Genomic DNA, 24,063 nt, shown 5'->3' on the forward strand with positions numbered 1-24,063 from the left:
GGCCGGACACGCTGAACGCATCCGGCGGATCGAAAGGATCAGGCGCTCGCCTTGCCAGCCAGCTTGCGGGCCACATCGCGCTTCAGGCGGCGGGCACGCAGCGACAGCGAATCGTCGCCGGTCTTCAGCAGCCAGTTGTCCAGGCCGCCATTATGTTCGACCGAACGCAGACCATGGGTCGACACGCGCAGACGCACCGAACGCTCCAGCGCGTCGGAGATCAGCGTGACGTTCTGCAGGTTCGGCAGGAACGTGCGCTTGGTCTTGTTGTTGGCGTGGGAAACATTGTGGCCCACCTGCCGGCCCTTGCCGGTCAGCTCGCAAATGCGCGACATGATGTTCAATCCTGATTTCGGGGTTGCCCGGAAAGTCGGTGCCGCTACTGGAAAAGCGCCGGGGCGTCAACCGCTGGCTTGCACCCGGCCATGACGCGCCGCATAGCAGCGCCATGTTTCCCCTGCCATCCCCGATGCTTGCCGCAATCGAGGCGGCGCGCGCCGCAGCGGCGGTCGGGGAGGTGCCGGTTGGGGCCGTGATCGTCCGGGACGGACAGGTGATCGCGACCGCCGCCAATGCCCCGCGCCGGATGCACGATCCCACGGCGCACGCCGAAATCCTGGCGATTCGCGAGGCTGCGCGCGTGCTGGGCCGGGATCGGCTGGAGGATTGCGACCTGTGGGTGACGCTGGAACCGTGCGCGATGTGCGCTGGCGCCATCGCCCATGCCCGCATCGCCCGGCTGTATTTCGGGGCATCGGATGAAAAGGGCGGCGCCGTGGATCATGGCCCGCGATTTTTTGCGCAGCCGACCTGTCACCACCGGCCGGATGTCTATGGCGGGATTGGCGCGGATGCGGCGGGCGCGCTGCTGCGCGATTTTTTCGGGCAGCGCCGCTAGGCCGCACCGATTCGGCGCATCGCTGCGGCACGAAACGGAAAAGGGCGAGGCATCGCTGCCCCGCCCTTTCGCGTAACGCCAGTCCGGTAAGGGATCAGCGGGCCAGTTCGTTCTGGCTGATCGGCACGACCTTGATTTCGACGCGGCGGTTTTCCGCGCGGCCGGCCTCGGTCGTGTTGTCGGCCACGGGCTGCGTTTCGCCGAAGCCGCGGGTGCCCATGCGGGCGCGGGCCACGCCGCGGGTCGACAGATAATCGGCAACCGCGTCGGCGCGCCGCTGCGACAGGGTCAGGTTATAGCTGTCGCTGCCGGTCGAATCGGTGTGGCCATACACATCGACATAGGTCTGGTTGTAATCGGCCAGCACCTGCGCGACCTGATCCAGCGTGGTGCGGAACTGCGGCTGGATGCTGGCGCTGTCGGTGGCAAAGGTGATGCCCGACGGCATGTTGAGCAGCAGGTCGTCGCCCTGGCGCGTCACCTCGATATCGGTGCCGGCCGTGCGCTGGCGCAGCTCGCGCTCCTGCCGGTCCATGTAATTGCCGATGCCTGCACCGGCGATGCCGCCAATGCCCGCGCCGATGATCTTGGCCGTGCGATCGTTGCGGCCGCCGACGATGTCGCCCAGCAGATAGCCGCCCAGCGCGCCGCCCAGGCCGCCGATCGCGGTCTTGGAAATCCGCTTTTCGCCGGTCACCGGATCGGTGACGCAGGCGCTGGTCACCGCCATCGCGGCAACGGCACCGGCCATCATGATCTTTTGTGCAGTCTTCATCTGTGTTCCTCCGTTTTACGTCTTTGCCCCATCTGGACGCCGGGGGCGTTCATTCCACCCTACAACCGCAAAAATTGCCAGTTGTTCCGCAAGCGCATCGGACTGTTTCGCTGAACCCATTGTGAAGCGGGGGGCGTTCCGGCTAAGGCGTCATCACGCAGATGGAACCGCTTCCCCCATTTCCCTGGCTCGACGTCGTCATCATCCTGGCGCTGGTGGCGCTGAACGGCGTGTTCGCCATGTCGGAACTGGCGATCGTGTCGGCACGTCGCGCCCGGCTGGACGGACTGGCCAAGGGGGGTAGCAGGGGCGCGGTCGCCGCGATCGAGCTGTCCGAAAATCCCGGCAAGTTCCTGTCGACCGTTCAGATCGGCATCACCCTGATCGGCATTGTTGCCGGTGCCTATTCGGGCGCCAGCCTGGGCGGGCCGGTGGCGAAGCGGATCGAGATGCTGGGCCTCGATGCCGAACTGGCGCAGACGCTGGGGTTCAGCGTGGTGATCGGCATCACCACATACGCATCGCTGATCGTGGGCGAACTGGTGCCCAAGCAGTTTGCGCTGCGTTCACCCGAACGGATCGCGATCTGGGTCGCGCTGCCCATGCGCTGGCTGGCGGTGGCAACGGCGCCAATCGTGTGGCTGCTGGATGCGTCCAGCGTGCTGGTCTTTCGCCTGATTGGCCTGGATCGCGAATCGGAAAACCGGGTGACGGCAGAGGAGCTGCACCTGATCGTGTCGGAAGCGACCAAGTCCGGCGTGATCGAGGAGCATGAACGCTCCATCATCTCCGGCGTCGTGCGCCTGGCCGACCGGCCGGTGCGCGAGGTGATGACCCCGCGCACCGAAGTGGACTGGCTGGACGCCGGGCTGGACGAGGCGGCGCTGCGCGAGCGGCTGCGCGAAACGCCGCACACCCGGTTGCCGGTGGCGGACGGATCGATCGACAGCGTGCTGGGCGTCGTGCAGGCGCGCGACATCGTGGCAGCGATGGTCGCGGGCGAGCCGCTGAACCTGCGTGCGCTGATGCGGCAGGCGGCGGTGCTGCCGGATCAGCTGGATGCGATGGACGCGCTGGAGATGCTGCGCCGTGCGGATGTGCCGGTGGGGTTCGTCCATGACGAATATGGGCATTTCGAAGGGATCGTGACCCCGGCCAACCTGCTGGCCGCGATCGCGGGCGAATTTGCGTCGGATGCAGAGCCGGGCGAGGGCGCGATGATCGTCGAGCGCGAGGACGGATCGCTGCTGGTCGCGGGACAGGCGCCGGCCGACCTGTTGGCCGACCGCATCGGCATCGACCTGCCCGAAGATCGCGATTTCGCCACCGTGGCGGGACTGGCGCTGGCAGTGCTGAAGCACCTGCCGGACGAGGGCGAAGTGTTCCGCGAACAGGGCTGGCGGTTCGAGATCGTCGATCTGGACGGACGCAAGATCGACAAGCTGCTGGTCAGTCGGGTCGCGCGCGACTGAACCCCTGCACGGCGACCAGACGGTTTGTCGCAGCGGTGAAGCGTTGAGCCATCCCTCTGGCTGGGACAGTTTTGCGACAGACAGGCGTTATCCCCGGACCGAGAGGATAAGGGATAGCGCCGATGGCCAGTCTTCAGATTGCCGAAAACCGATTTGGGCTGGGCGCCCGGCCCGACCGGTCGGACGGCGGCGATGCCCGGCATTGGCTGATCCGTCAGCTTGACCGGTTCGAGCCGCGTCCTGCCGTGCTGGCATCAGTGCCGGGCAGCGAGGCGGTTGCGCGCTCCGTGATCGACTATCGCCAACAGCTGATGGGAGAGGGCGTGCAGCCGGGCAGGGCCCGCAATCAGAATGGCGATCAGCCGCCTCAGCCGCCCGGCGGACAGGGATCTCCCCAGGACCAGCGCCGCGCACGCCGCCGGATGATGCGGCAGGGCGCGAATGCCCCCATGGCCGGCCCGATGTCGGAAATGGACGGGCGTGATCCTGCGATGCCGGACATGGCCGGGCAGGCGATGGCTGGGCTGGGCATGGACAGCATGGCCGCGATACCGCCGGGACAGCAGAACCCGATGGGCGGTCTGGAACAGCGGGTGCAGCAGTTTGTTCGGGAGCGGGGGCGTGAACTTTATGCTGTCGCTGTTGCCGCGCGCGTTCAGGCTGCCGTGGCCACGGATACGCCCTTCGTCGAGCGGCTGGTTCATTTCTGGTCCAATCATTTCGCGGTTTCCACCGACAAGCCGGCGGTCTTTGGCCTGGCCGGGCCGATGGAGTTCGAGGCGATCCGTCCGCACGTGATGGGCACGTTCCGCGACATGTTGCGCGCATCGACGCGGCATCCGGCGATGCTGATGTTTCTGGATCAGGCGCAGTCGGTCGGCCCGGACAGCGTGCTGGGCCAGCGGGCGCGGCGGCGGCAGCTGGGCCTCAATGAAAATCTGGCGCGCGAGATTCTGGAGCTGCACACGCTGGGCGTGAAGGGCGGGTATAGCCAGAACGACGTGACCGAATTCGCTCGCGCGCTGACCGGATGGACGGCGGCGGGATTCGGCCGGGGCCAGATCGCCCGGCGGCTGGCGGGACAGGCCGATGCCAGTGACGGCGCGTTCCAGTTCGTGCCGCAGATGCATCAGCCGGGCGCGCGCACCATTCTGGGCCGGACCTATCCCGATGGCGGGGAGGAGCAGGCGCTGGCGGTGCTGGACGTGCTGGCCGTCCATCTGATGACCGCGCGGCATATCGCCACCAAGCTGACCCGGCATTTCGCAGGCGACACGCCGCCACCCGCCATGGTCGCGCGGCTGGAAAAGGCGTTTCTGGCATCCGATGGCGATTTGCCGACGCTGTACCGCGCGATCATCGATTCGCCGGAGGCATGGGTGCCCGAACCGGTGAAGTTCCGCACGCCATGGGAATGGAACATCGCCGCCCTGCGCGCGCTGGATGTCGAGGAGGCCCCACGGTTTGCGACGGTCGGCCTGCTGGGCCAGCTGGGCCAGCCGGTGTGGCGACCCGGATCGCCCGCCGGGTTCGATGACATCGCCGCCAGCTGGGCCGCGCCGGATGCCGTGATGCGCCGGGTCGAGGCGGCGGAGCGGCTGGCGATGCGGATGGGCCGGGCGGCCGATGCCCGCGCGCTGGCCCCGAAACTGTTCCCCGACACGCTGGGCACGGCCACCAGCCAGGCGATTGCCCGCGCCGAGGATGGCACCCAGGCGCTGGCGCTGCTGCTCGCCTCCCCCGAAATGATGCGGAGATAGACGATGACGCTTTCCCGTCGCGCCCTGCTGGCCGCCGCCGGACCGGCCACCCTGCTGACCTTTGCCGCGCCCGGCATGGTGATGGCCGCGCCCGCCACCGACCGGCGGTTCGTGTTCATCATCCAGCGCGGTGCCGCCGATTCGCTGGGCATCCTGGCCCCCACCGGCGACCCGGCATTCGCTGCGGCGCGCGGCGTGCTGGCCGAGGATTTCGCCAGCGCCCCGACCCTGGGCGGGCTGTTCGCGCTGCATCCGGCGCTGGCCGAGACATCCGCCCTGTATGGCAAGGGCGAGGCGTTGTTCGCCCATGCCGTCGCCTCTCCCTATCGCGAGCGGTCGCATTTCGATGGTCAGAACGTGCTGGAGACGGGCGGGGCCGCTGCCTATGCGGTGAAGGATGGCTGGCTGAACCGGCTGCTCACCCTGTTGCCGCGCACCGATGCAAAGGCGATTGCCATCGCCGCCACCGTCCCCGTCGCGCTGCGCGGGCCGGTGGAGGTCGCATCCTATGCCCCGTCGAACCTGCCCGACGCGTCGGACGACCTGCTGGCGCGGGTCGGCGCGCTGTATGAAAGCGATGCGCAACTGCACGCCCTGTGGCAGCAGGCGAATGCCACGCGGATGCTGGCCGGCGATCTGGCCGCAGAGGCGGGGCGCAATGCCGCCGCGACCGGGGCGCTGGCCGCCCGGATGCTGGCCGCGCCAGCGGGCGAACGGGTCGCGATGATCGAAACCGGCGGATGGGATACCCATGCCGGCCAGCGCGGCCGCCTGACCGGGCAGCTGCGCGGGCTGGATGCGATGATCGGCGCGCTGCGTACCGGCCTAGGCGAACACTGGGCCAGCACGCTGGTGCTGGTTGCGACCGAGTTTGGCCGGACGGTCAAGGTCAATGGCACGCAGGGGACCGATCACGGCACGGGCGCGATGGCGATGCTGATCGGCGGCGCGGTGAAGGGCGGGCGGATCGTTGCCGACTGGCCCGGCCTTGCTCCTGCCAAGCTGCTGGAGCAGCGGGACCTGCGCCCCACGCTGGGGCTGGACGCGCTGATCGCCAGCGCGGTGGCCCAGCATTTCGCGCTGGACCGGGAACGGGTGGCCGCGACGCTGTTCCCGTCCTTGCCGCGCAGCGCCGATGTGCAGGGGCTGATCCGCGCCTAGGGGAGCCGCCGCCAGCGATAGATGCCGCCATCGGCCATCAGGGCAAGATACAGGTCGCCGTCGCGCACGACATAGGACCGGACATTGCCAAGGTCGCGGGCGAGCAGCATGTCCCAGCTGCCGGGTGGGCACATTGCCCGTGTGGTTGCGCCGCGCATGATCGTCAGCGATGACCCGTTGGTGCGCCACTGGCCCGTGCCCCGATTGCAATCGAGCTGCATCGCCAGCGAGCCATCGGCTTGAAAGGTCAGGGCATATCGCTCCGGCGCGGCGGGCCGGATCGTGCCGATGCGATCGTTCGGCGACTGGAATTCGACCAGTTGCCAACGCGTGTTGCCGAGCGGGGGCTGGCTCATCTCGTTCTCCTTGCCCAGCGGGCCGGGCGCATTCGGCATTGGCTGGCACGCGGCCAGCATCAGTGCGGCAACCGCGATCGAATGGGTCGGACGCATGGCGGCTCTCCTGCCAGGACGGGAATCGCCCCGCCGGTTCGGACAGGATCACAGATAGACGGCCGGGACCCGGCGGCAAGCACTGCCATGCGCGCCCAAACCACAGCTGTTTTGACGCGGCGCAGCATCGCCCCTAGATCGCGGGGGTGGAACCCGCCGTCGCCCCTGCCGAACCATTGTGCCGCAAGGGGCTGACCCAGGCGTTCGGCGCCTATGCCCTGTGGGGGCTGTTGCCGCTTTACTTCGCGTTTCTGGCCCATGTGACCGCGTGGGAAGTGGTCGCCATGCGCATCCTGGGGTCGGTCGTGCTGCTGGGCGCGATCATCCTGATGCTTGGCCGGTGGGAAAAGCTGCGGTCCGTGCTGACCAATGGGCGGACGATCGCCATGCTGATGGCCAGCGCGGCGCTGATTTCGGTCAACTGGCTGGTCTATATCTGGGCGGTTCAGCATCATCAGGTGCTGGCCGCCAGCCTGGGCTATTTCCTCAATCCGCTGGTCAACGTCCTGTTGGGCGTGACCTTGCTTGGCGAGCGGCTGAACCGGGTGCAGGGCGCGGCGATCGCGCTGGCTGCCGCGGGGGTGGCGGTGCTGGCCAGCGGTGCGGGCGCTGCGCTGTGGATCAGCCTGGCGCTTGCCTTTTCCTTCGGATTTTATGGCCTGGTGCGAAAGCTTGCCCCCGTTGAATCGCTGGAGGGGCTGGGCATCGAAACCGCGATCCTGACGCCCTTTGCCGCGGGCTGGATGCTCTGGCAGGCAGGCCATGGCGGCGTTGCGCTGGGCAGCGATGCGACGACGACCACGTTGTTGCTCACGGCGGGCGCGATCACTGCGGTGCCGCTGCTGCTGTTTGCCGCCGCTGCCCGCCGACTGCCGCTGACCGTGCTTGGCCTGATCCAGTATCTGGCCCCGACGATGCAGTTCGTGCTGGCGATCAGCGTGTTCGGAGAGGTGATGACGACGGCGCACCTGATCTGCTTTTCGCTGATCTGGGCGGGCCTGGTCCTGTTCGCCGGCAACAGCTGGATCGGCAGCCGACGACGCGCGGTCGTTGCGGGCTGACGCCCGCGCCCGCTGCCCCCCTTTGCCCTTGATCCGCGCTTGGTCTAAGCGCCGCGCTGATCCAACCGCTTGGAAACTGCAATGTCGCTTTATGTCCGTTTCGCCGCCCATCTGAACGCCGCGCTGGATGCGCTAGAGGCCGATGGCGTGCTGCCCGCCGGGCTGGAGCGCCGGTCGATCACGGTCGAGCCGCCCCGCGACGCCAGCCATGGCGATCTGGCGACCAACGCCGCGATGGTGCTGGCCAAGCCCGCCGGCACCAATCCGCGTGTGCTGGCCGAAGCGATTGCCGGCAAGCTGAATGCGCTGGATACGGTTGCGGCGGTTTCGGTCGCCGGGCCGGGTTTCATCAACCTGACCCTGATCGACGATGTGTGGCGCGGCGAGATGACCGACATTGCCGGGCAGGGCGACGGTTATGGCCGGTCGACCAGCGGACAGGGCGTCACCGTCAACATCGAATATGTCTCTGCCAACCCCACCGGGCCGATGCACATGGGCCATTGCCGGGGCGCGGTGGTCGGCGATGCGCTGGCGTCGCTCTTGGAATTTGCCGGGCACCAGGTGATCCGCGAATATTATGTCAACGATGCGGGCGGGCAGGTCGACGTGCTCGCCCGGTCGGCGCATCTGCGCTATCGCGAGGCGCTGGGCGAGACGATCGAGATCCCCGAGGGGCTGTATCCGGGCGATTATCTGAAGCCCGTGGGCGCTGAACTGGCGGCGGAATATGGCGACCGGTTCGTCGGCGCGGAAGAGGGCGAATGGCTGGCGCTGTTCCGCACCCGCGCCGTCGCGGCGATGCTGGTGATGATCCGGGCCGATCTGGCGCTGCTCGGCATCCATCACGACCTGTTTTCGTCCGAGGCGGAATTGCAGGCGGCGGGCAAGCCCGAAGAGGCCGAGGCATGGCTGCGCGAGCGCGACCTTGTCTATGACGGTGTGCTGGAAGCGCCGAAGGGCGAGACGCCCGAGGATTGGGAGCCCGTCGAGCTGCCCCTGTTCCGCGCGACCAGGTTTGGCGACGATCAGGACCGGCCGATCAAGAAATCGAACGGCAGCTGGACCTATTTCGGGGCCGACATGGCCTATCACTTCCAGAAGGCGCAATCGGCCGATCAGCTGATCGACATCTGGGGCGCGGACCATGCCGGCACGGTCAAGCGCATCCAGGCCGCCGTCGCCGCGCTGACCGAGGGCAAGACGCGGTTCGACGTGAAGCTGGTGCAGATGGTGCGCCTGCTGCGCGGCGGCGAACCAGTGAAGATGTCGAAGCGGGCGGGCAATTTCGTGACCCTGGCCGATGTCGTGCGCGAAGTGGGCAAGGATGTCGTCCGCTTTACCATGCTGACCCGCAAGGCGGACGCGCAGATGGACTTTGATTTCGCCAAGGTGGTCGAGGCGTCGAAGGACAATCCGGTGTTCTACGTCAACTATGCCCATGCCCGGGTTCATTCGATGAAACGGCGCGCGGCAGAGGCGGGAATCGCCGACGGACCGGCCGATCTGTCCCTGCTTGGGACGGACGAGCTGTCGCTGGTCAAGCTGGCGGCGCAGTTCCCGCGGGTGGTAGAGGGGGCTGCCGCGGCACGCGAACCGCACCGGATCGCGTTTTATCTGTATGATCTGGCAGCGGAATTTCATTCGCTGTACAATGCGGGCAATGATGATCCCGCCCGCCGCTTCGTCATTGCCGACCGTCCCGACCTGACACGGGCGCGGCTGGCGCTGGGCGATGCCATCGGGCAAGTAATTCGAAACGGTCTGTCGATTATGGGTGTCGCGGCCGTGACGGAGATGGGGTGATGACCGACAGACGCATTGACGGGTTCGAGGACGGCGAAAAGCTGCCCTGGCTGGAAAGTGCGCAGGATTTCGACGAGGCGCGATCCGGCTGGTCGCGCATCGGCCTGTTGGTCGTTGCCGGCATCGTGCTGCTGGCCGCGCTCGGCTTTGCCTATTCGATGATGTCGCGCCCGTCCGGCGGCGACGGGGACGGATCGCTGATTGCGGCTCCGCAGGGCGATTACAAGGTCAAGCCGACCGATCCGGGCGGCATGAAGATGGCGGGCGAGGGCGACAGCGTCTATGCCGCGACCGAAGGGGCCGTCACCAATGCCTCGGTCGATCTGTCCCGGACGATGGAAACTCCGGTTGCGGGCAAGGTGGTGCCCAGTGCGCCCGCGCCCAAGGCAGCCGGCGCGCCCAAGGTGGCCGCGCCCGTTCCGGAAAAGGCAAAGCCCCTGCTGCCGAGCACGGCCGCCCCGGCCGCAGCGAGCAGCGGTGGCGGCGGATCGGTCGTCCAGCTTGGCGCCTATCCGACCAGCGTGGCCGCCGATCAGGCATGGTCCGCGCTCAGCCGCCGCTTTCCCTGGCTGGCCCCGCTGGGCAAGTCGGTGCAGTCGGCCGAGGTGAATGGCCGGTCGGTCAGCCGCCTGCGCGTCAATGCGGGCAGCGCGATGCAGGCGCGCGAGCTGTGCCAGCGGCTGAAGGTCGCGGGCGAAAGCTGTTTCGTCGCGGCGGATTGAGCGGGGCGGTTTCCCAAGCCATCCGCTTGAGCTAGGCGAAGGGCATGAAGCCCGTCATCTATGGCCTGTCCGGCCCAGCGATCACCCCCGACGAACGCGCATTTTTCAGTGAGGCCGATCCCGTCGGGTACATCCTGTTCCGCCGGAACGTGGTGGACCGTGCGCAGCTGCGCGCGCTGACCGATTCGCTGCGCGACCTGTCGGGGCGGGACGACCTGCCGATCCTGATCGATCAGGAGGGCGGCCGGGTGGCGCGGATGGGGCCGCCGGAATGGCCCGCCTTTCCCGCCGGTCCCCGGTTCGATGCGCTGTACGACATCGCCCCCGCCACCGCCATCGAGGCCGCGCGGATCAACGCGCAGGCGATCGGCGCGATGCTGGCCGAGGTCGGCATCACCGTCGATTGCCTGCCGCTGCTGGATGTCTGTCATCCCGACACCACGCCCGCCATTGCCGAGCGCGCCTATGGCCATGATCCGATGCGCGTGGCGGCGATGGGCCGCGCGGTGCTGGACGGGCTGGCGCGCGCCGGGGTGGTCGGGGTGGTGAAGCATATGCCGGGCCATGGCCGCGCCCGGGTGGACAGTCATTACGACATGCCGACGGTGGACGCGGACGAAGCGGCGCTGGAACAGGATCTGCAGCCGTTCCGCGCACTGGCCGATGCGCCGATGGGCATGACGTCGCACATTCTGTTCAAGACATGGGATGCAGAACGGCCAGCCACGCTGTCGCCGGTCGTCATCGGGGATGTGATCCGCAGGCGGATCGGCTTTGACGGCCTGTTGATGACGGACGATATCGACATGAAGGCCCTGTCCGGCACGGCGGGACAGAAGGCGGCGGGCGCCATTGCGGCCGGATGCGACGTGGTTCTGGATTGCTGGGCGCGGATGGCGGAGATGGAGGATATCGCCGCCAGCATCGGCGATGCCCCGCAGGTGACGCTGGACCGACTGGACCGGGCGATGCGCCAGCGCCGGTCCGGGACACAGCCCGACGATTTTGCAACACTGATCGGGAAACGTGACGCGTTGCTTTCAATTGCATGAACAACCCTTGCCGCGTTGCAAGACGCTGCTAGGGTTCGGACGCGGCGTGATTCGCAGCGCGCCGCCCGCCGGATCCCCGGCGCGAAAGAGGAACCCACGATAAACCTCGCCACCGCGTGACAGCCCGTACAGGGCGCCTCGGACAGGCAGGATCGGAGAGACCTGGTTTTCACCCTTTTGAAAGGGCGTCCCATGTCACGCGGGTTATTTGTTCGGATTGGTTCGGCGCGCCTCGCACACGGGGTGCGTGCATGACTGCTGACCTGCTGATCACCATTCTGGCCATGCTGGCCGCTGGCCTGCTCGCCGGGTTTGCCGCGGGCATTTTCGGCATCGGCGGCGGCTTCGTCGTCGTGCCGGCGCTGTTCCTGGTGCTGCCGCTGTTGGGCACGGCACCGAACGAGATCGCGCATGTCGCCATCGGCACGTCGCTGGCCACCATCGTCGTCACCTCCATCCGGTCGGTCCAGGCGCACGCCAAGCGCGGCGCGGTGGATTTCGACATGCTGAAAAGCTGGGCGCCGTGGATCGTGCTTGGCGTTGGCGCGGGGGTCGTGCTGGCGGCCCGGGTGCCGGGCGGCGGCCTGGCCATCATCTTTGGCGGCGGCATGATGATCATGGCCGTCCATTTCCTGTTCCCGATGTTTGCCGGGCGTCAGGTGGCGCAGGCGCTGCCCGGCGGCGCGGCAAAGGTGGGGATTGCCGGCGGCCTTGGCGCCTTTTCCTCGCTGCTCGGCATCGGCGGCGGCACCATTGCGATCATCGTGATGACGTTGTGCGGCAAGTCGATCCACCGTGCGATCGCGACCGCATCCGGCATCGGGTTCATCATCGCGTTGCCCGGCGTGATCGGGTTTTCGATCATCGGCTGGAACATGCCCGGCCTGCCCTTTGGCTCGCTGGGTTATGTCAACCTGCCCGCGGCGGCGGCGATCACCGCCACGTCGATCTTTTCCGCGCCATGGGGGGCCGCGGCCGCCCATCGCCTTAGCCCCGAGATGCTGCGCCGCATCTTTGGCCTGTATCTGGTGTTTGTCGGCGCAATCATGATCCGCAACGGAATGCACGTGCTGTGAACAGCATGGCTGATCGAGGAGTTCAGACGATGACGATGACCTTGTCCCGGCGGTCGCTGATCCGCGCCGCCTCCGCTGCCCCGCTGATCGCGGCGGCCGGCAATTCCACCTCTGTCTTTGCCGCCAGCGCCGCCGAACCGCCGCTATTCGGGCCGGGCGATGGCGTGGCGCTGCTGTCGCGCAACGAAAACCCCTATGGTCCCGCGCCCAGCGCGCTGAAGGCGATGTACGACTGGTCGTCCAAGGGATGCTATTATGCCGAGGGGGGTGCCCAACGGCTGACCGCGATGATCGCGGAAAAGTTTGCCGTCACCCCGGACATGGTGTTGCTGGGCAGCGGATCGACCGAGGTGCTGTCGGCCACCGCGCTGGCATGGAAGGACAAGGGGTCGATTCTGGCCCCCGAACTGTTCTGGGACACGACGGTCGGCTATGCCGAGCGCAAGGGCGCAAAGGTGATCCGCGTGCCCCTGACCGCGATGCTGGACACCGATCTGGATGCCATGGCCGCCGCGATGACGCCGGACGTCAAGATGGTCCATATCTGCAACCCCAACAATCCGACGGGCGTGCTGATCGACAATGCCAAGCTGCGCGCGTTCATCGCCAAGGTATCGCCCCAGGCGACGGTCCTGGTGGACGAGGCGTATAACGAACTGCTCGATTTCCCGGAGCAGAACAGCGTCGTCGACCTGGTGAAAAAGGGCGAGAACGTCATCGTCGTTCGCACCTTTTCCAAGATCTATGGCCTGGCCGGGCTGCGCATCGGCTATGCCATCGCATCGCCCAAGGTGGTTCAGGAAGTGCGCGGTTATGAAATGAGCATGGGCGGCAATACCGCCGGACTGGCCGCCGCCATCGCATCGTTCAACGACACGGCCTTCACCACCTATTCCAAGGCAAAGGTGACCGAGGGCCGCCAGATGATCGAGGCCGCGGTGAAGAAGGCCGGGCTGACCGCCCTGCCGTCGCAGACCAATTTCGTGTTCGTGAAGGTGCCCGACGCCAATAAGCTGCGCACCGCGATGGCCGACCGCCAGATCATGATCCGCGGCGCCTATGGCAAATGGACCGAATGGTCGCGGGTCAGTTGCGGCAAGATCGAAGATGTGGAACGCTATGCCTCTGCCCTGCCGCAGATCATGCAGGCGTAAGGGCGATACGTCCCCATTTGAGCGGGGGGCGTTGGAGGGGACGGGTCGGGCGTGGGGGCGCCCGGCCCGTTTCCGTTTCCGGTTGCGGCGAACGGTGTGCCCCGGCCCCATGCGGCGGAATTGCAAAAGCCGGGGATGACAAATCGCCCATCCCCTGCTGATATGACGGGATGGGCGAGGGGGAAGCCGATACGCTGACCGTGGACGTGGACGGGTGGGAAGGGCCGCTCGACCTGTTGCTGGCGCTTGCCCGGACGCAGAAGGTCGATCTGCGCCAGATTTCGATCCTGGCGCTGGTCGATCAGTATCTGGCCTTTATCGCCGAGGCGCGCGCGCTGAAGCTGGAGGTTGCGGCCGATTACCTGGTGATGGCGGCCTGGCTCGCCTATCTGAAATCCGGCCTGTTGCTGCCGCGCGATCCCGATGTGGAGCCCAGTCCCGAAGAACTTGCGCTGCGCCTGACGTTACGGCTGGAGCGGCTGAACGCGATGCGGGAGGCGGGCGCCCGGCTGATGGCGCGCGACCGTCTGGGCCGCGACGTGTTCGCACGCGGCGCGCCGGAGGGGCTGCGCACCGTGCGCCATGCGGTGTGGCAGGCGGAAATCTATGACCTGATCGCTGCCTATGGCCGGGTCAGCGCGCGCAGCCGCCCGGTGCTGCATGTGGTTGCCCGCCGCCCGGTGATGACGCTGGAAACTGCGCTGGAGCGGGTGTCCGCGCTGGTCGGGGCGCGGATCGACTGGGCAACGCTGGACAGTTTCCTGCCCGAAGCGGTCGATGCGGGGTATCGCCGGTCGGCGCTTGCATCCAGCTTTGTCGCCGCGCTTGAGCTGGCGCGGCAGGGGCGGGTGGCGCTGCGCCAGCAATCGCCGTTCGCCCCGCTGTACGTCAGGGCTGCCGATGCAGCCGGATGAGCCCGTGGCCGACGAGGCGAAGCGCGCGGTGGAGGCGGTGCTGTTTGCGTCATCCGCGCCGATGACGATTGCGGAGATCGCGGCCCATGTCGGGCCGGACACCGATGTGCGCGGCGCGATCGACCGGCTGACTGGCGATTATGCCGGGCGGGGCGTCGTGCTGGTCCGGCGCGGCGACCGGTGGCATTTCGAGACGGCGGGCGACCTGGCCCATTTCCTGCGCCGCGACCGGGAAGAGCCGCGCAAGCTGAGCCGGGCGGGTATCGAGACGCTGGCCATCATCGCCTATCACGAGCCGGTGACCCGCGCGGAGATCGAGGCGATTCGCGGCGTTCAGATCAGCAAGGGAACGATCGACGTGCTGATGCAGGCCGGATGGATCCGCCCCGCCGGCCGGCGAGAGGTGCCGGGCCGGCCGCTGACCTATGCCACGACGCCGGCGTTTCTGACGCATTTCGGCCTGTCCAGCCGCCGCGACTTGCCCGGTATCGACGATTTGCGGGCCGCAGGACTGCTCGATCCGGTCGATCTCGCCTTTGAGCAGCTTGAGGTGGAAAAGCCCGACGAAGACGCCTAGATGCAAGGGGCGGATTCGAGGAGATTTTCCGATGGGTGGTATGAGCCTGATGCACTGGCTGGTCGTTGCCGTGCTGGTCATCCTGTTGTTTGGCGGCAGCCGCTTTTCCAACATGATGGGCGACGTTGCCAAGGGCATCAAGAATTTCAAGAAGGGCATGGCCGAGGACGACAGCAAGCCGGACGCAGAGCCGACCCGGATCGAGGGACAACGGGTTGACCCGACCCTGGACCGCGACGCCGACCGCGCCCGCGACGCACGCTGATTTCTCGCTGACCGGGACGACGAACGCCATGCGCTGGACGATCGGCGGATTGCGCTGCCATGTTTGACGTCGCACCGACGGAATTGATGCTGGTGGCGATCGTTGCGCTGCTGGTGATCGGCCCCAAGGATCTGCCAAAGGCGATGCGGTTCGTCGGCCAGTGGGTCGGCAAGGCGCGTGCGGTGACGCGGCAGTTCCGTGCCGGTTTCGACAACATGGTGCGCGAGGCCGAGCTGGCCGAGATGGAAAAGAAATGGGCAGAGGAAAATGCCCGGATCATGCGGGAATTTCCGTCCGTCGACGCATTGCCCGCCCCCCATCGGCCGGAAGCCGACGGGACGGCCACGGCAGCGGCCGCGCCGGTTGTCGACCCCTATGCCGATGCGCCTGCATTGCAGACGCCCCGGCCCGATATCGTCGATAGCACGCCGGACGCAGGCGACCCGGCATCAACCGATCAACCGGCCCCCGCCGTTCCGCCCGTACCGGATGCCCCCCGCCCGTGAACGAGATTGACGATAGCCAGGCACCGCTGCTCGACCATCTGATCGAGCTTCGCCGACGCCTGCTGTTCAGCGTGATCGCGCTGGTGATCTTCTTTTTCATCGGCTTCACCTTTGCCAAGCCGATTTTTGGCGTCCTGGTTCAGCCGCTGGCCGATGCGGGGCAGAACAAGCTGATCTATACCCAGATTTTCGAGGCGTTCCTGGTGAAGGTGAAGGTGGCATTCTTTGCCGCGCTGATGCTGTCCTTTCCGGTGATCGCCAACCAGTTGTGGCAATTCGTCGCTCCCGGCCTGTACCGGCGGGAGAAGAAGGCGCTGCTGCCCTTTTTGCTGGCGACGCCGGTGCTGTTCACCATGGGGGCCTGCCTCGCCTATTTCATCGCCATTCCGGTCGCGCTCACCTTTCTGCTGGGCATGGAGGGCGATCTGGGCGGCGGGGTGACGCAGGAGGCGCTGCCATCCGTCGGCAACTACCTTGATTTCGTGATGCAGTTCCTGTTCGCCTTTGGCCTGGCGTTCCTGCTGCCGGTGCTGCTGATGCTGCTGGAGGCGGCGGGCCTGATCACGCGGGCGCAGCTGAAAAGCGCGCGGCGTTATGCGATCGTCGGAGCGTTTGCGATCTCGGCCGTGCTGACCCCCCCGGATGTGGGATCGCAGCTGTTGCTGGCCGTGCCGCTGGTCATTCTGTACGAGCTGGCGATCATCGGCATCTGGTTCACCGAGAAGCGCCGCAAGCGCGAGGATACTGCGGTAGAGGGCTGAAGCCGCCCCAGTTCACGCAACAAGCCGACAAAAAAATGGGGCCGTGGTTTCCCACGACCCCAGCTTGGGACCGACTGCACTCAGAAACGATTATTTCGCGCCGCTCGCGGTGTCCGCAACGGTGTCACCGACCGACTCGACGTCGCGGCCGACGCCTTCGACGGTGTTGCACGCGCTGACCAACAGGGTTCCGGCCATCAGGGCCATTGCGACGACTTTACGCATGATCATGCTCCATTCTTAACTCGCCCGATCAGAATGCTTTGAGCCGGATATGGTTCCATGCCGGTCCGGCGGGGCGAGAAACGCAGATTTTCCTGTAAAAACGCCCAGAAATGAATGAACCCGGATGCGCCGCCGGGGGGGGAGGGTCGGGCACATCCGGGTTCTGTTCTTGGACAGCGAGAGCGGGGGGCGTTGATCGCTATCCGAAGGTTATAACGGTGCGGGTCGTTTCGGGTTCCATCCCCCGAAACATTTTTTATCCGTTCATCCGGCGACGGGCGGCGATGGCGATTTCATAGGCGCCGACCAGCGGATCGTGGTGCAGCGTCGCGCGAAGCTGCCGCGACAGGCCAGTCATCACGCGGCCATAGCGACTGTCATACAGCTCGCGGAACTCGGCGTTGTCGACCAAACCATTGGAACTGACGCGCAGAATGGCCAGGCCCTCCTGTTCCTCATCCGGATTGATCGAGATGGTGATGGCGGGCGCGCGGGTGGCCTGCATTGCCAGTTCGATCAGCTCGGTAATCAGGAATGCGACGGCGACGGCAACATCCTGCGATACCAGCAGCGGGGCGATGTCGATGCCGATGGTCATCCGCGATGCGGTTTCCGGTGCCGTGGCGCGCAGGTTCGACGCCAGTTCGCCGATCACCGAGCGCAGTTCCAGCCCCTGATTATCCTCAAGTTCCGCAAAATGATGGCGATGGACCACTGCCAGGGCATCCACTCGCCGCTGGATCAGGGCATAGGCCTCCAGCGCCGCGGGGACGGGGGCGGCGCGCGAATGGAAATTGATCAGGCTGGCGATCACCTGAAGATTGTTCTTTACCCGGTGATGCACTTCGCGGGTCAGTTTCGTCTGGCGCGACAGGCCGTCGGCCAGATCCGTCTGGTGCTGCTGAACGGTGCGCGAGATATCGGCAAAGGTGCTGCCAAGATCGGCCAGTTCCTGCGACGAAATCGTGCCGAACTGCGCCGCATCGATGACGTCGCCCGGCCGATAGGCGCGCACCCCGGCATGAACCAGGCGCAGCGGACGGATCAGCAGCCGGTCGACGACGAACCAGCCGATGATTGCCGCCGCGGCCCACATCAAGAGCGGCAGCAACAGGGCGATCAGCAGGGCAGAGGTGACGGCCGGCCCGCGCATCTGCAATTCAAGCCGCAAGCCGTCCAGGCCCAGCTGCGCGCGGACGCGGTCGACCCGGTCCAGCCATCCGCTGCGGGGCAGCGGCTCCAGCTGAAGGGTCTTGTCCTCATGGATCAGCGTGGTCCCGAACGCGGAGAGAAATCCCTGCGGCCGGGCCGAGGCGGCGACCATTGGGCGCGGATAGAGCGCGACGGCCCGGACGCCATTCATGCCGCTGGCCAACAGCATCAACCCATTGTCGGTCAGCCTGACCTCCGGTCCGCTGACCATGGGATCGGGCGCCCCAATGCCCGCGATCGCCGTTCCGCAGAGAAGTCGGCCGTCCCTTGTCAGGATGGCAAAAAAGGCACCCTGCGCCGATTGCGCGGCAAAGACGCCCCGAATTCTGGCACAACTGGCCGCATCGTCCGGGTTTTCCGCCAGCGCCTGGGCCGCAACAGACAGGGCAGTGATATCGCCGACCAGTTCGATGGAAAGGGCGCGTGCGGCATCAGTGACAGCGGCCTGCATGCGTTCCGCCTGGTCGCGGTCCACCTGTCGTGCGGTCTGCAGCGTCGCGGACAGGGCAATTATCGCCAGCGGAAACAGGGCCCCGGCAAGGATCAGGAATACACGGGTGCCCGTCGGCCAGCGGGATCGGCCCGGGGTGATTGATCCCGGGTCAGGTTCTTGCCGACCCGGCGAGTTCATGGCCGGGTTCAGGACAATTTGTTGAGCAGATCGAGCAATTCGCGCGGAATGCTCTCGTCAACCGCATCATGATAAACGGCACGCAATGCGTCGCCGACATCCCGTGCGGCCGCAGGTTTCCGGCTGCCCGGTTTGGTTGTCTGTGCGTCCGTCACTGCCTTGCCCGTCCGTTTATCCGTCGATCCCACACCGTCCCCCTGGCCACCTTGCAGCGTCGAATATCCCTGTTGGCATCAACCCGTCTGCTGCAGCATTTTCAAGATGTATCTTCGCGCATGAAACCAAAGAGCGGGTCGTTTGTTCCATGCCTGGATGCGATTGCGCTTGCGTACCGATTTTCATGCGCGATCAATCAGACTAACATCGCGCTGCGGAACCGATCAGGGGGGCCGTTCGCTGGAATGGAGAATGAAAAAATATGTCGCTCGGACAGCAGCTTGCGCCGCACTTGCCCTTTCTTCGCCGTTACGCCCGCGCGCTGACCGGCAGTCAGACCCACGGGGATCACTATGTCCGCGCTGCGCTGGAAACAATTGTCGAGGCGCCGGAGGAATTTCCCGACGTCGCGCCGCGTCTTGGCCTGTACCGGGTGTTTCAGTCGATCTGGATGTCCGCAAATGCGGATGACCTTGCCAAGGCATCGGGCTTTGCCGAAGAGCATGAGGCGGTCGCCCGTGCCCGGCTGGCGCGGCTGGCGCCGTTGTCGCGGCAGGCATTGCTGCTGACCGCGATGGAAGGCTTTACCAACGAAGATACCGCCTATCTGCTTGATACTGACATTGACGAGGTCGAGCTGCTTGTCACCGATGCGCTGAACGAAATCGAGCGCCAGACCCGCGCCCGCGTGCTGATCATCGAGGATGAGCCGATCATCGCCATGGACCTGGAAACCATCGTCCGCGATCTGGGCCATGAAGTGACCGGCGTCGCGGTGACCCGTGACGAGGCGGTGGCGCTGGCGATGGAGGATCGGCCCGGACTGGTGCTGGCGGACATCCAGCTGGCGGACGACAGTTCCGGCATCGATGCGGTGAAGGACATCCTGTCCGAGTTCAACGTGCCGGTGATCTTCATCACCGCCTTCCCCGAGCGGTTGCTGACAGGTGAGCGGCCGGAGCCGACGTTCCTGATCACCAAGCCGTTCCAGCGTTCGACCGTCAAGGCGGCGATTTCGCAGGCGCTGTTCTTTGATCAGAGCACCGTTCCGGCGAACTGACCGCAAAAAACTCGGGGTCGATACGGACCCAATATGGTTTTGGGGGGTTCTGGTCTTATGGTTGACGATCAAGACGCCCCCCATATTTCCGCCCAGGACGCCCGGGCAGGATCAACGCCACACATGACGCGATATATCCTCGGAGTATCGCTGGTCTTGGTAATCACACTGTTCGCCCTGCTTCTGCTGGCTTGACGCTGGCGAAACAGCCTATGACGGTGGTGATGCAGGGGAGTGACCGCATGTGCGGTGATGGGGCATCGGCGCGTGGAGTTTCCGTGACAGACGATTCCGATTTCGAGCAGGACGAGCCGCGCGCGCCGGTTGAGCCGCTGGATGATAATGCGTTCAAGAAGGAATTGGCGACCGTCATTCCGCATTTGCGCGCATTTGGCCGGTCCCTGTCGGGCAACCGCGACCTTGCCGACGACCTGGTGCAGGAAACGCTGATGAAGGCGTGGGCCGCGCGCCAGCGGTTTCAGGCGGGCACCAACATGCGCGCATGGACGTTCATCATCCTGCGCAACCTGTATCTCAGCCAGATGCGCCGCGCCCGGTTCAAGGGCGAATGGGACGATCTGGTCGCCGACCGCCTGCTGGCCGCGCCGGCGGGTCAGGACCGGTATCTGGAGCTGGACGATATCCAGCGCGCACTGTTGCACCTGCCCGAAGCGCAGCGTGAGGCGCTGATCCTGGTCGGCGCGGGCGGCTTTGCCTATGAGGAGGCGGCTGAAATCTGCGGCGTTGCGGTCGGCACGATCAAGAGCCGTGTCGCACGCGGGCGTGTTGCGCTGGAGCAGTTGCTGAACGATGGACAGCTGCCCCGCCGGTCGGAATCGCCCAACACGGCGCTGGGTGCGCTCGATTCAATTCTGGATGATGTGGAGACGCTCAGCCGCGACCGCTGACGCGGGTCAAGCGCGGCAGCGACCTAATCGTGGCGACGGGGTGCCCGAGGATCGCGTTCGTCCGCGCGAATGTCGATTTCCATCAGCAGCGCCACCATGTCGTCCGGCAAACTGCGCATATCGCCATAAGCCGAACGCAGCGCCGGCGACAGCCGATCCGCTATGCGCGGTCGATCGATCGGGATCGTCTTTGGCTGGGGGGCGGCTCGGGTCATATTCGATAAACGCTGCACAGGCTGTTTCGTTGCTCAACGCTTCGGAATATGTCCGGTTTTGGGATGGATATGAACATCGACCAGGGTCGCTTTGCCGACGCATTGCATCGGTTGGACCGATATTCGCCGTTCCTGCGCAGGCTGGCCGAACGGTTTCCCGACATCGTGGCCGATCCCATGCCCTGGATCGACGATCCGCTGGGCATGATCGAGCCGATTCTGGCATCGGATGACCCCGCGCCGCGCCGCCTGCGAATCGCCCGCGCGCAGATCGCACTGGCCGTTGCCATCGGCGACCTGTCGGGCGCCATGCCGCTGGAGTCCGTGGTCGCCGCGCTGACCGGTTTTGCCGACCGCGCGCTGCACGAGGCGATCCGGATCGCCATTGCGGAACGGACGCCGGATGCAGACCCCGTCGGCTTTTGCGCCATTGCATTGGGCAAGCAGGGCAGCGGCGAACTGAACTATTCCTCCGATATCGACCCCATCCTGCTGTACGATCCCGATAGCTTGCCCGTGCGGCCGGGCGAGACGGCGGACGAGGCAGCGGTGCGGATCGCCCGGCGGGTCATCGACCTGCTTCAGACGCGCGACGGCGATGGCTATGTCCTTCGCGTCGACCTTCGCCTTCGTCCTTCGCCGGAGGTGACGCCGATCGCGCTGCCCGTGGGTGCGGCGATCAGCTATTATGAATCGCAGGCGCTGCCGTGGGAACGCGCAGCGTTTATCCGCGCCCGCGCGGCGGCTGGCGATATCGGCCTTGGCGAACGGTTTCTGGACGCCATCCGGCCCTTTGTCTGGCGGCGATCGCTGGATTTCGGGGCGGTTGCCGAGCTGCGCCTGATGTCGCGCCGTATCCGCGACCATTATGCGCAGGGCCAGCGGCTTGGCCCCGGGTTCGACCTGAAGCGCGGGCGGGGCGGCATCCGCGAAGTCGAATTCTATGCCCAGATCCATCAGCTGATCCATGGTGGCCGCGATCCGGCCCTGCGCAGCGGTGCGACGCTGCCTGCGCTGGCCGCGCTGGCTGAGGCGGGATGGATCGATGCCTCGGTGGCGATCACCATGGCGGACGGATACCGCCTGTTGCGGACGATCGAGCACCGGTTGCAGATGATCGACGACCGCCAGACGCATCAGCTGCCGGTGCAGGCGGATCCCCTGAATGCCGTGGCCGGCCTGCACGGCCTTGCCGACGGGGATGCGCTGATCGCGCTGCTGGCGCCGGTGTGCGGGCCGATTGGCACCGCTTACGACGCGCTGGATGACGGGCGGGAAGAGCGGTTTCCGGTCAATGCCGACGATCTGGACCGATGGCTGACCGCCAATGGCTTTGCCGAGCCGGATCAGGCGGTCCGGCGGCTGGCGGCGTGGCGATCGGGGGGGTATCCCGCGCTGCGCAGCCCGGCGGCGCAGACCGCGCTGGAGGCGGCACTGCCCGGCATCATGGCGGCGCTGGCCGCGGCGGCCGATCCACAGGCTGCGCTGGTGCGGCTGGACACGCTGCTGTCCCGCCTGCCCAGTGCGATCAACCTGTTCCGGTTGCTGGAGGCGCAGCCGGCGCTGGCCCGGCTGCTCGGCGCGATCCTGGCCCATGCGCCGACGCTGGCTGATGCGCTGGGGCGGCGGGCCGATCTGCTGGACGGGTTGATCGATGCGTCGGCGCTGGACCCCATTGGCAGCATTGAGACGCTGGCCGAGGACATGCGGCGGGGCGATGCCCGCGATTATCAGGCGCTGCTGGATCAGGTGCGGCAGGTGGTGAACGAGCGCCGCTTTGCCCTGGGGGTTCAGATCGTGGCGGCAGCGGCCGATCCGCTGGATGTGTCGCGCGGCTATTCCCGGGTTGCCGAGGCGGCGGTCGAGGTGCTGGCACAGGCGACGATCGAGGCATTCGCAGAGCGCCACGGCCGGGTGCCGGACAGCGAACTGGTGATCCTGGCGCTGGGGCGGCTGGGCGGCGGGGCGCTGACCCACGCATCGGACCTTGACCTGATCTTTCTGTTCACGGGCGATTATCTGGCCGAGAGCGACGGCGAAAAGCCGCTGGGGGCGGTGCTGTATTACAACCGGCTGGCGCAGCGGATCATCGGCGCCCTGTCGGTGGCGACCGCATCCGGCCCGCTGTACGAGGTTGATACCCGGCTGCGGCCATCCGGGACGCAGGGACCGATTGCCGTGTCGCTTGCCGGATTTGACCGGTATCAGCGCGAAAGCGCGTGGACATGGGAACATATGGCGCTGACCCGGGCGCGGCCGGTGTTCGGTTCCGATGCAGCCCGGGCCGCGGTGCAGGCCTCAATCGACGCAGTGCTGGCCGGCGACCGCCCGCAGCGCGACATAGCGCAGGAGGCGGGCGCGATGCGGACAGAGATGGCGGCGCACAAGCCACCGCAAGGGCCACTGGACGCCAAGCTGTTGCCCGGCGGCCTTGTTGACCTGGAATTTGCGGTACACAGCCTGCAACTGATCCACCGAACGGCGTTTGCGGCGGACCTGGGCATGGCGATCGACGCGCTGATCCGCCAAGGGCTGTTGCCCCCCGCGATGGAACAGGCGCACGACCTGCTCAGCCGCCTGCTTGTGACGCTGCGCCTGGTCGCGCCGGATGCGCAGGAGCCCCCGGTGGCGACCCGCGGCCTGATTGCCCGTGCCGTGGGATGCGAGGATTGGCCGACGATGCTTGCACGGTTCGAAGCGGTGCGGCAGGAGGTCGTGGCCTGTTGGGCGGCCATCGCCGGGACGGGCGCAGCGGAGCAAGAATGATGACGATAGCGATTGGCGATCGCCTGCCTGATGTTGCCCTGACCCTGTCCGACGATAGCGTCGTCCGGTTGCCCGACTATGCCGGAAAGCCGCTCGTCCTCTATTTCTACCCCAAGGACGATACGCCCGGCTGTACCAACGAGGCCAAGGATTTTTCCGCGCTTGCCGCCGATTTCGCAGCCGCCGGCGTCACCGTGCTGGGCGTGTCCAAGGATACGCCGGCCAAGCATCGCAAGTTCATCGCCAAATACGACCTCAACCTGCTGCTGGGCAGCGATGATGAGGACAACAGCGTGCTGTCCGCATTCGGTGCCTGGGTCGAAAAATCCATGTACGGCAAAAGCTATATGGGCATTGATCGCTCCACCTTCCTGTTTGCGGCCGATGGCACGCTGGTGCGCGACTGGCGCAAGGTGAAGGTAAAGGGCCATGCCGACGAGGTGCTGGCCGCCGCACGCGCGCTATAGGCGGATCGTCC

The 24,063-nt window shown here is 66.4% G+C and carries 26 protein-coding genes; 19 read left to right on the top strand and 7 right to left on the bottom strand.

Going from position 1 to position 24,063, the window contains the following annotated elements; translation table 11 throughout:
• Positions 1 to 38: 38 nt before the first annotated feature.
• The gene (rpmB, locus tag ACNI3Q_RS12050; protein WP_260020276.1) at positions 39 to 335 is read right to left on the bottom strand and encodes a 50S ribosomal protein L28; all 297 of its coding nucleotides are present in this window, start codon (positions 333 to 335) and stop codon (positions 39 to 41) included.
• A gap of 113 nt (positions 336 to 448) precedes the next feature.
• Here rpmB and ACNI3Q_RS12055 point away from each other — a divergent pair, with 113 nt between their 5' ends.
• The gene (locus tag ACNI3Q_RS12055; RefSeq protein ID WP_426277003.1) at positions 449 to 898 is read left to right on the top strand and encodes a nucleoside deaminase; all 450 of its coding nucleotides are present in this window, start codon (positions 449 to 451) and stop codon (positions 896 to 898) included.
• 94 nt (positions 899 to 992) lie between these two features.
• Here ACNI3Q_RS12055 and ACNI3Q_RS12060 read toward each other — a convergent pair whose 3' ends face one another.
• On the bottom strand, positions 993 to 1,673 hold the full coding sequence (locus ACNI3Q_RS12060; protein WP_260020274.1) for a YiaD family glycine zipper/OmpA-like lipoprotein: 681 nt from the start codon (positions 1,671 to 1,673) through the stop codon (positions 993 to 995).
• A 161-nt stretch (positions 1,674 to 1,834) separates the two neighbouring features.
• Here ACNI3Q_RS12060 and ACNI3Q_RS12065 point away from each other — a divergent pair, with 161 nt between their 5' ends.
• From ACNI3Q_RS12065 to ACNI3Q_RS12075, 3 genes are all read left to right on the top strand, one after another.
• Positions 1,835 to 3,145, top strand: a complete 1,311-nt coding sequence (locus tag ACNI3Q_RS12065; RefSeq protein WP_426277005.1) for a hemolysin family protein — start codon at positions 1,835 to 1,837, stop codon at positions 3,143 to 3,145.
• A 122-nt stretch (positions 3,146 to 3,267) separates the two neighbouring features.
• A complete protein-coding gene (locus ACNI3Q_RS12070) occupies positions 3,268 to 4,905 on the top strand; it encodes a DUF1800 domain-containing protein (protein ID WP_426277007.1) in 1,638 nt (545 codons plus the stop codon).
• A gap of 3 nt (positions 4,906 to 4,908) precedes the next feature.
• The gene (locus tag ACNI3Q_RS12075; RefSeq protein WP_426277009.1) at positions 4,909 to 6,066 is read left to right on the top strand and encodes a DUF1501 domain-containing protein; all 1,158 of its coding nucleotides are present in this window, start codon (positions 4,909 to 4,911) and stop codon (positions 6,064 to 6,066) included.
• Here ACNI3Q_RS12075 and ACNI3Q_RS12080 read toward each other — a convergent pair.
• Positions 6,063 to 6,518 (bottom strand): META domain-containing protein, encoded by a 456-nt coding sequence (locus tag ACNI3Q_RS12080; RefSeq protein ID WP_426277010.1) that lies wholly within the window; start codon positions 6,516 to 6,518, stop codon positions 6,063 to 6,065. The two genes, ACNI3Q_RS12075 and ACNI3Q_RS12080, sit on opposite strands and share 4 nt — an antisense overlap.
• Before the next feature lie 146 nt (positions 6,519 to 6,664).
• On the opposite strand from ACNI3Q_RS12080, the gene rarD reads away from it, so the two are divergent.
• From rarD to tatC, 11 genes are all read left to right on the top strand, one after another.
• Entirely contained in the window at positions 6,665 to 7,579 is a 915-nt protein-coding gene (gene rarD, locus ACNI3Q_RS12085) for an EamA family transporter RarD (RefSeq protein ID WP_426277012.1), read from the top strand.
• A gap of 81 nt (positions 7,580 to 7,660) precedes the next feature.
• Positions 7,661 to 9,385, top strand: coding sequence for an arginine--tRNA ligase (gene argS, locus ACNI3Q_RS12090; RefSeq protein WP_426277014.1), 1,725 nt, complete (start codon positions 7,661 to 7,663; stop codon positions 9,383 to 9,385).
• Positions 9,385 to 10,107 carry an SPOR domain-containing protein gene (locus ACNI3Q_RS12095; RefSeq protein WP_426277016.1) on the top strand — a complete coding sequence of 241 codons (723 nt, stop codon included), beginning with the start codon at positions 9,385 to 9,387 and terminating at the stop codon, positions 10,105 to 10,107. The genes argS and ACNI3Q_RS12095 overlap by 1 nt, the downstream gene beginning before the upstream one ends.
• 44 nt (positions 10,108 to 10,151) lie before the next feature.
• Positions 10,152 to 11,159 carry a glycoside hydrolase family 3 N-terminal domain-containing protein gene (locus tag ACNI3Q_RS12100; RefSeq protein ID WP_426277018.1) on the top strand — a complete coding sequence of 336 codons (1,008 nt, stop codon included), beginning with the start codon at positions 10,152 to 10,154 and terminating at the stop codon, positions 11,157 to 11,159.
• Positions 11,160 to 11,410: 251 nt separating this feature from the next.
• Positions 11,411 to 12,235, top strand: a complete 825-nt coding sequence (locus tag ACNI3Q_RS12105; RefSeq protein WP_260020265.1) for a sulfite exporter TauE/SafE family protein — start codon at positions 11,411 to 11,413, stop codon at positions 12,233 to 12,235.
• A gap of 29 nt (positions 12,236 to 12,264) precedes the next feature.
• The gene (locus tag ACNI3Q_RS12110; RefSeq protein WP_426277020.1) at positions 12,265 to 13,389 is read left to right on the top strand and encodes a pyridoxal phosphate-dependent aminotransferase; all 1,125 of its coding nucleotides are present in this window, start codon (positions 12,265 to 12,267) and stop codon (positions 13,387 to 13,389) included.
• 170 nt (positions 13,390 to 13,559) lie between these two features.
• The gene (locus tag ACNI3Q_RS12115; protein WP_426277022.1) at positions 13,560 to 14,303 is read left to right on the top strand and encodes a segregation and condensation protein A; all 744 of its coding nucleotides are present in this window, start codon (positions 13,560 to 13,562) and stop codon (positions 14,301 to 14,303) included.
• Positions 14,290 to 14,880, top strand: coding sequence for an SMC-Scp complex subunit ScpB (scpB, locus tag ACNI3Q_RS12120; protein WP_426277024.1), 591 nt, complete (start codon positions 14,290 to 14,292; stop codon positions 14,878 to 14,880). Before ACNI3Q_RS12115 ends, scpB begins: the two co-directional genes overlap by 14 nt.
• Before the next feature lie 31 nt (positions 14,881 to 14,911).
• The gene (locus ACNI3Q_RS12125; protein WP_426277026.1) at positions 14,912 to 15,145 is read left to right on the top strand and encodes a twin-arginine translocase TatA/TatE family subunit; all 234 of its coding nucleotides are present in this window, start codon (positions 14,912 to 14,914) and stop codon (positions 15,143 to 15,145) included.
• A gap of 59 nt (positions 15,146 to 15,204) precedes the next feature.
• Positions 15,205 to 15,651: a Sec-independent protein translocase protein TatB gene (gene tatB, locus ACNI3Q_RS12130; protein ID WP_426277028.1), complete on the top strand. Its 447-nt coding sequence runs from the start codon at positions 15,205 to 15,207 to the stop codon at positions 15,649 to 15,651.
• The gene (gene tatC / locus ACNI3Q_RS12135; RefSeq protein ID WP_260020259.1) at positions 15,648 to 16,412 is read left to right on the top strand and encodes a twin-arginine translocase subunit TatC; all 765 of its coding nucleotides are present in this window, start codon (positions 15,648 to 15,650) and stop codon (positions 16,410 to 16,412) included. The genes tatB and tatC overlap by 4 nt, the downstream gene beginning before the upstream one ends.
• Before the next feature lie 90 nt (positions 16,413 to 16,502).
• Here tatC and ACNI3Q_RS12140 read toward each other — a convergent pair whose 3' ends face one another.
• The 3 genes from ACNI3Q_RS12140 to ACNI3Q_RS12150 form a co-directional block, all read right to left on the bottom strand.
• Complete coding sequence (locus ACNI3Q_RS12140; RefSeq protein ID WP_260020258.1) at positions 16,503 to 16,637, bottom strand: entericidin A/B family lipoprotein; 135 nt, start codon at positions 16,635 to 16,637, stop codon at positions 16,503 to 16,505.
• Positions 16,638 to 16,893: 256 nt separating this feature from the next.
• Positions 16,894 to 18,300, bottom strand: coding sequence for a sensor histidine kinase (locus ACNI3Q_RS12145; RefSeq protein ID WP_426277031.1), 1,407 nt, complete (start codon positions 18,298 to 18,300; stop codon positions 16,894 to 16,896).
• Between the two features lie 188 nt (positions 18,301 to 18,488).
• Complete coding sequence (locus ACNI3Q_RS12150) at positions 18,489 to 18,668, bottom strand: NepR family anti-sigma factor (protein WP_426277033.1); 180 nt, start codon at positions 18,666 to 18,668, stop codon at positions 18,489 to 18,491.
• Positions 18,669 to 18,898: 230 nt separating this feature from the next.
• Between ACNI3Q_RS12150 and ACNI3Q_RS12155 the strand changes: the two genes are divergently transcribed.
• Together ACNI3Q_RS12155 and ACNI3Q_RS12160 are read left to right on the top strand one after the other, a co-directional pair.
• A complete protein-coding gene (locus ACNI3Q_RS12155) occupies positions 18,899 to 19,696 on the top strand; it encodes a response regulator (RefSeq protein WP_260020255.1) in 798 nt (265 codons plus the stop codon).
• A gap of 278 nt (positions 19,697 to 19,974) precedes the next feature.
• Positions 19,975 to 20,604, top strand: coding sequence for a sigma-70 family RNA polymerase sigma factor (locus ACNI3Q_RS12160; protein WP_260020254.1), 630 nt, complete (start codon positions 19,975 to 19,977; stop codon positions 20,602 to 20,604).
• A 23-nt stretch (positions 20,605 to 20,627) separates the two neighbouring features.
• Here the strand turns inward: ACNI3Q_RS12160 and ACNI3Q_RS12165 are convergent, their stop codons facing one another.
• Positions 20,628 to 20,819, bottom strand: coding sequence for a hypothetical protein (locus tag ACNI3Q_RS12165; RefSeq protein WP_260020253.1), 192 nt, complete (start codon positions 20,817 to 20,819; stop codon positions 20,628 to 20,630).
• Positions 20,820 to 20,888: 69 nt separating this feature from the next.
• Between ACNI3Q_RS12165 and ACNI3Q_RS12170 the strand changes: the two genes are divergently transcribed.
• Both ACNI3Q_RS12170 and ACNI3Q_RS12175 read left to right on the top strand, forming a co-directional pair.
• Positions 20,889 to 23,585, top strand: a complete 2,697-nt coding sequence (locus ACNI3Q_RS12170) for a bifunctional [glutamine synthetase] adenylyltransferase/[glutamine synthetase]-adenylyl-L-tyrosine phosphorylase (protein ID WP_426277037.1) — start codon at positions 20,889 to 20,891, stop codon at positions 23,583 to 23,585.
• Entirely contained in the window at positions 23,582 to 24,052 is a 471-nt protein-coding gene (locus ACNI3Q_RS12175) for a peroxiredoxin (RefSeq protein ID WP_426277039.1), read from the top strand. Before ACNI3Q_RS12170 ends, ACNI3Q_RS12175 begins: the two co-directional genes overlap by 4 nt.
• The last annotated feature ends 11 nt before the right edge of the window (positions 24,053 to 24,063 follow it).

The sequence above is a fragment of the Sphingomonas eleionomae genome (assembly GCF_049889035.1).
Classification (GTDB): Bacteria; Pseudomonadota; Alphaproteobacteria; order Sphingomonadales; family Sphingomonadaceae; genus Sphingomonas.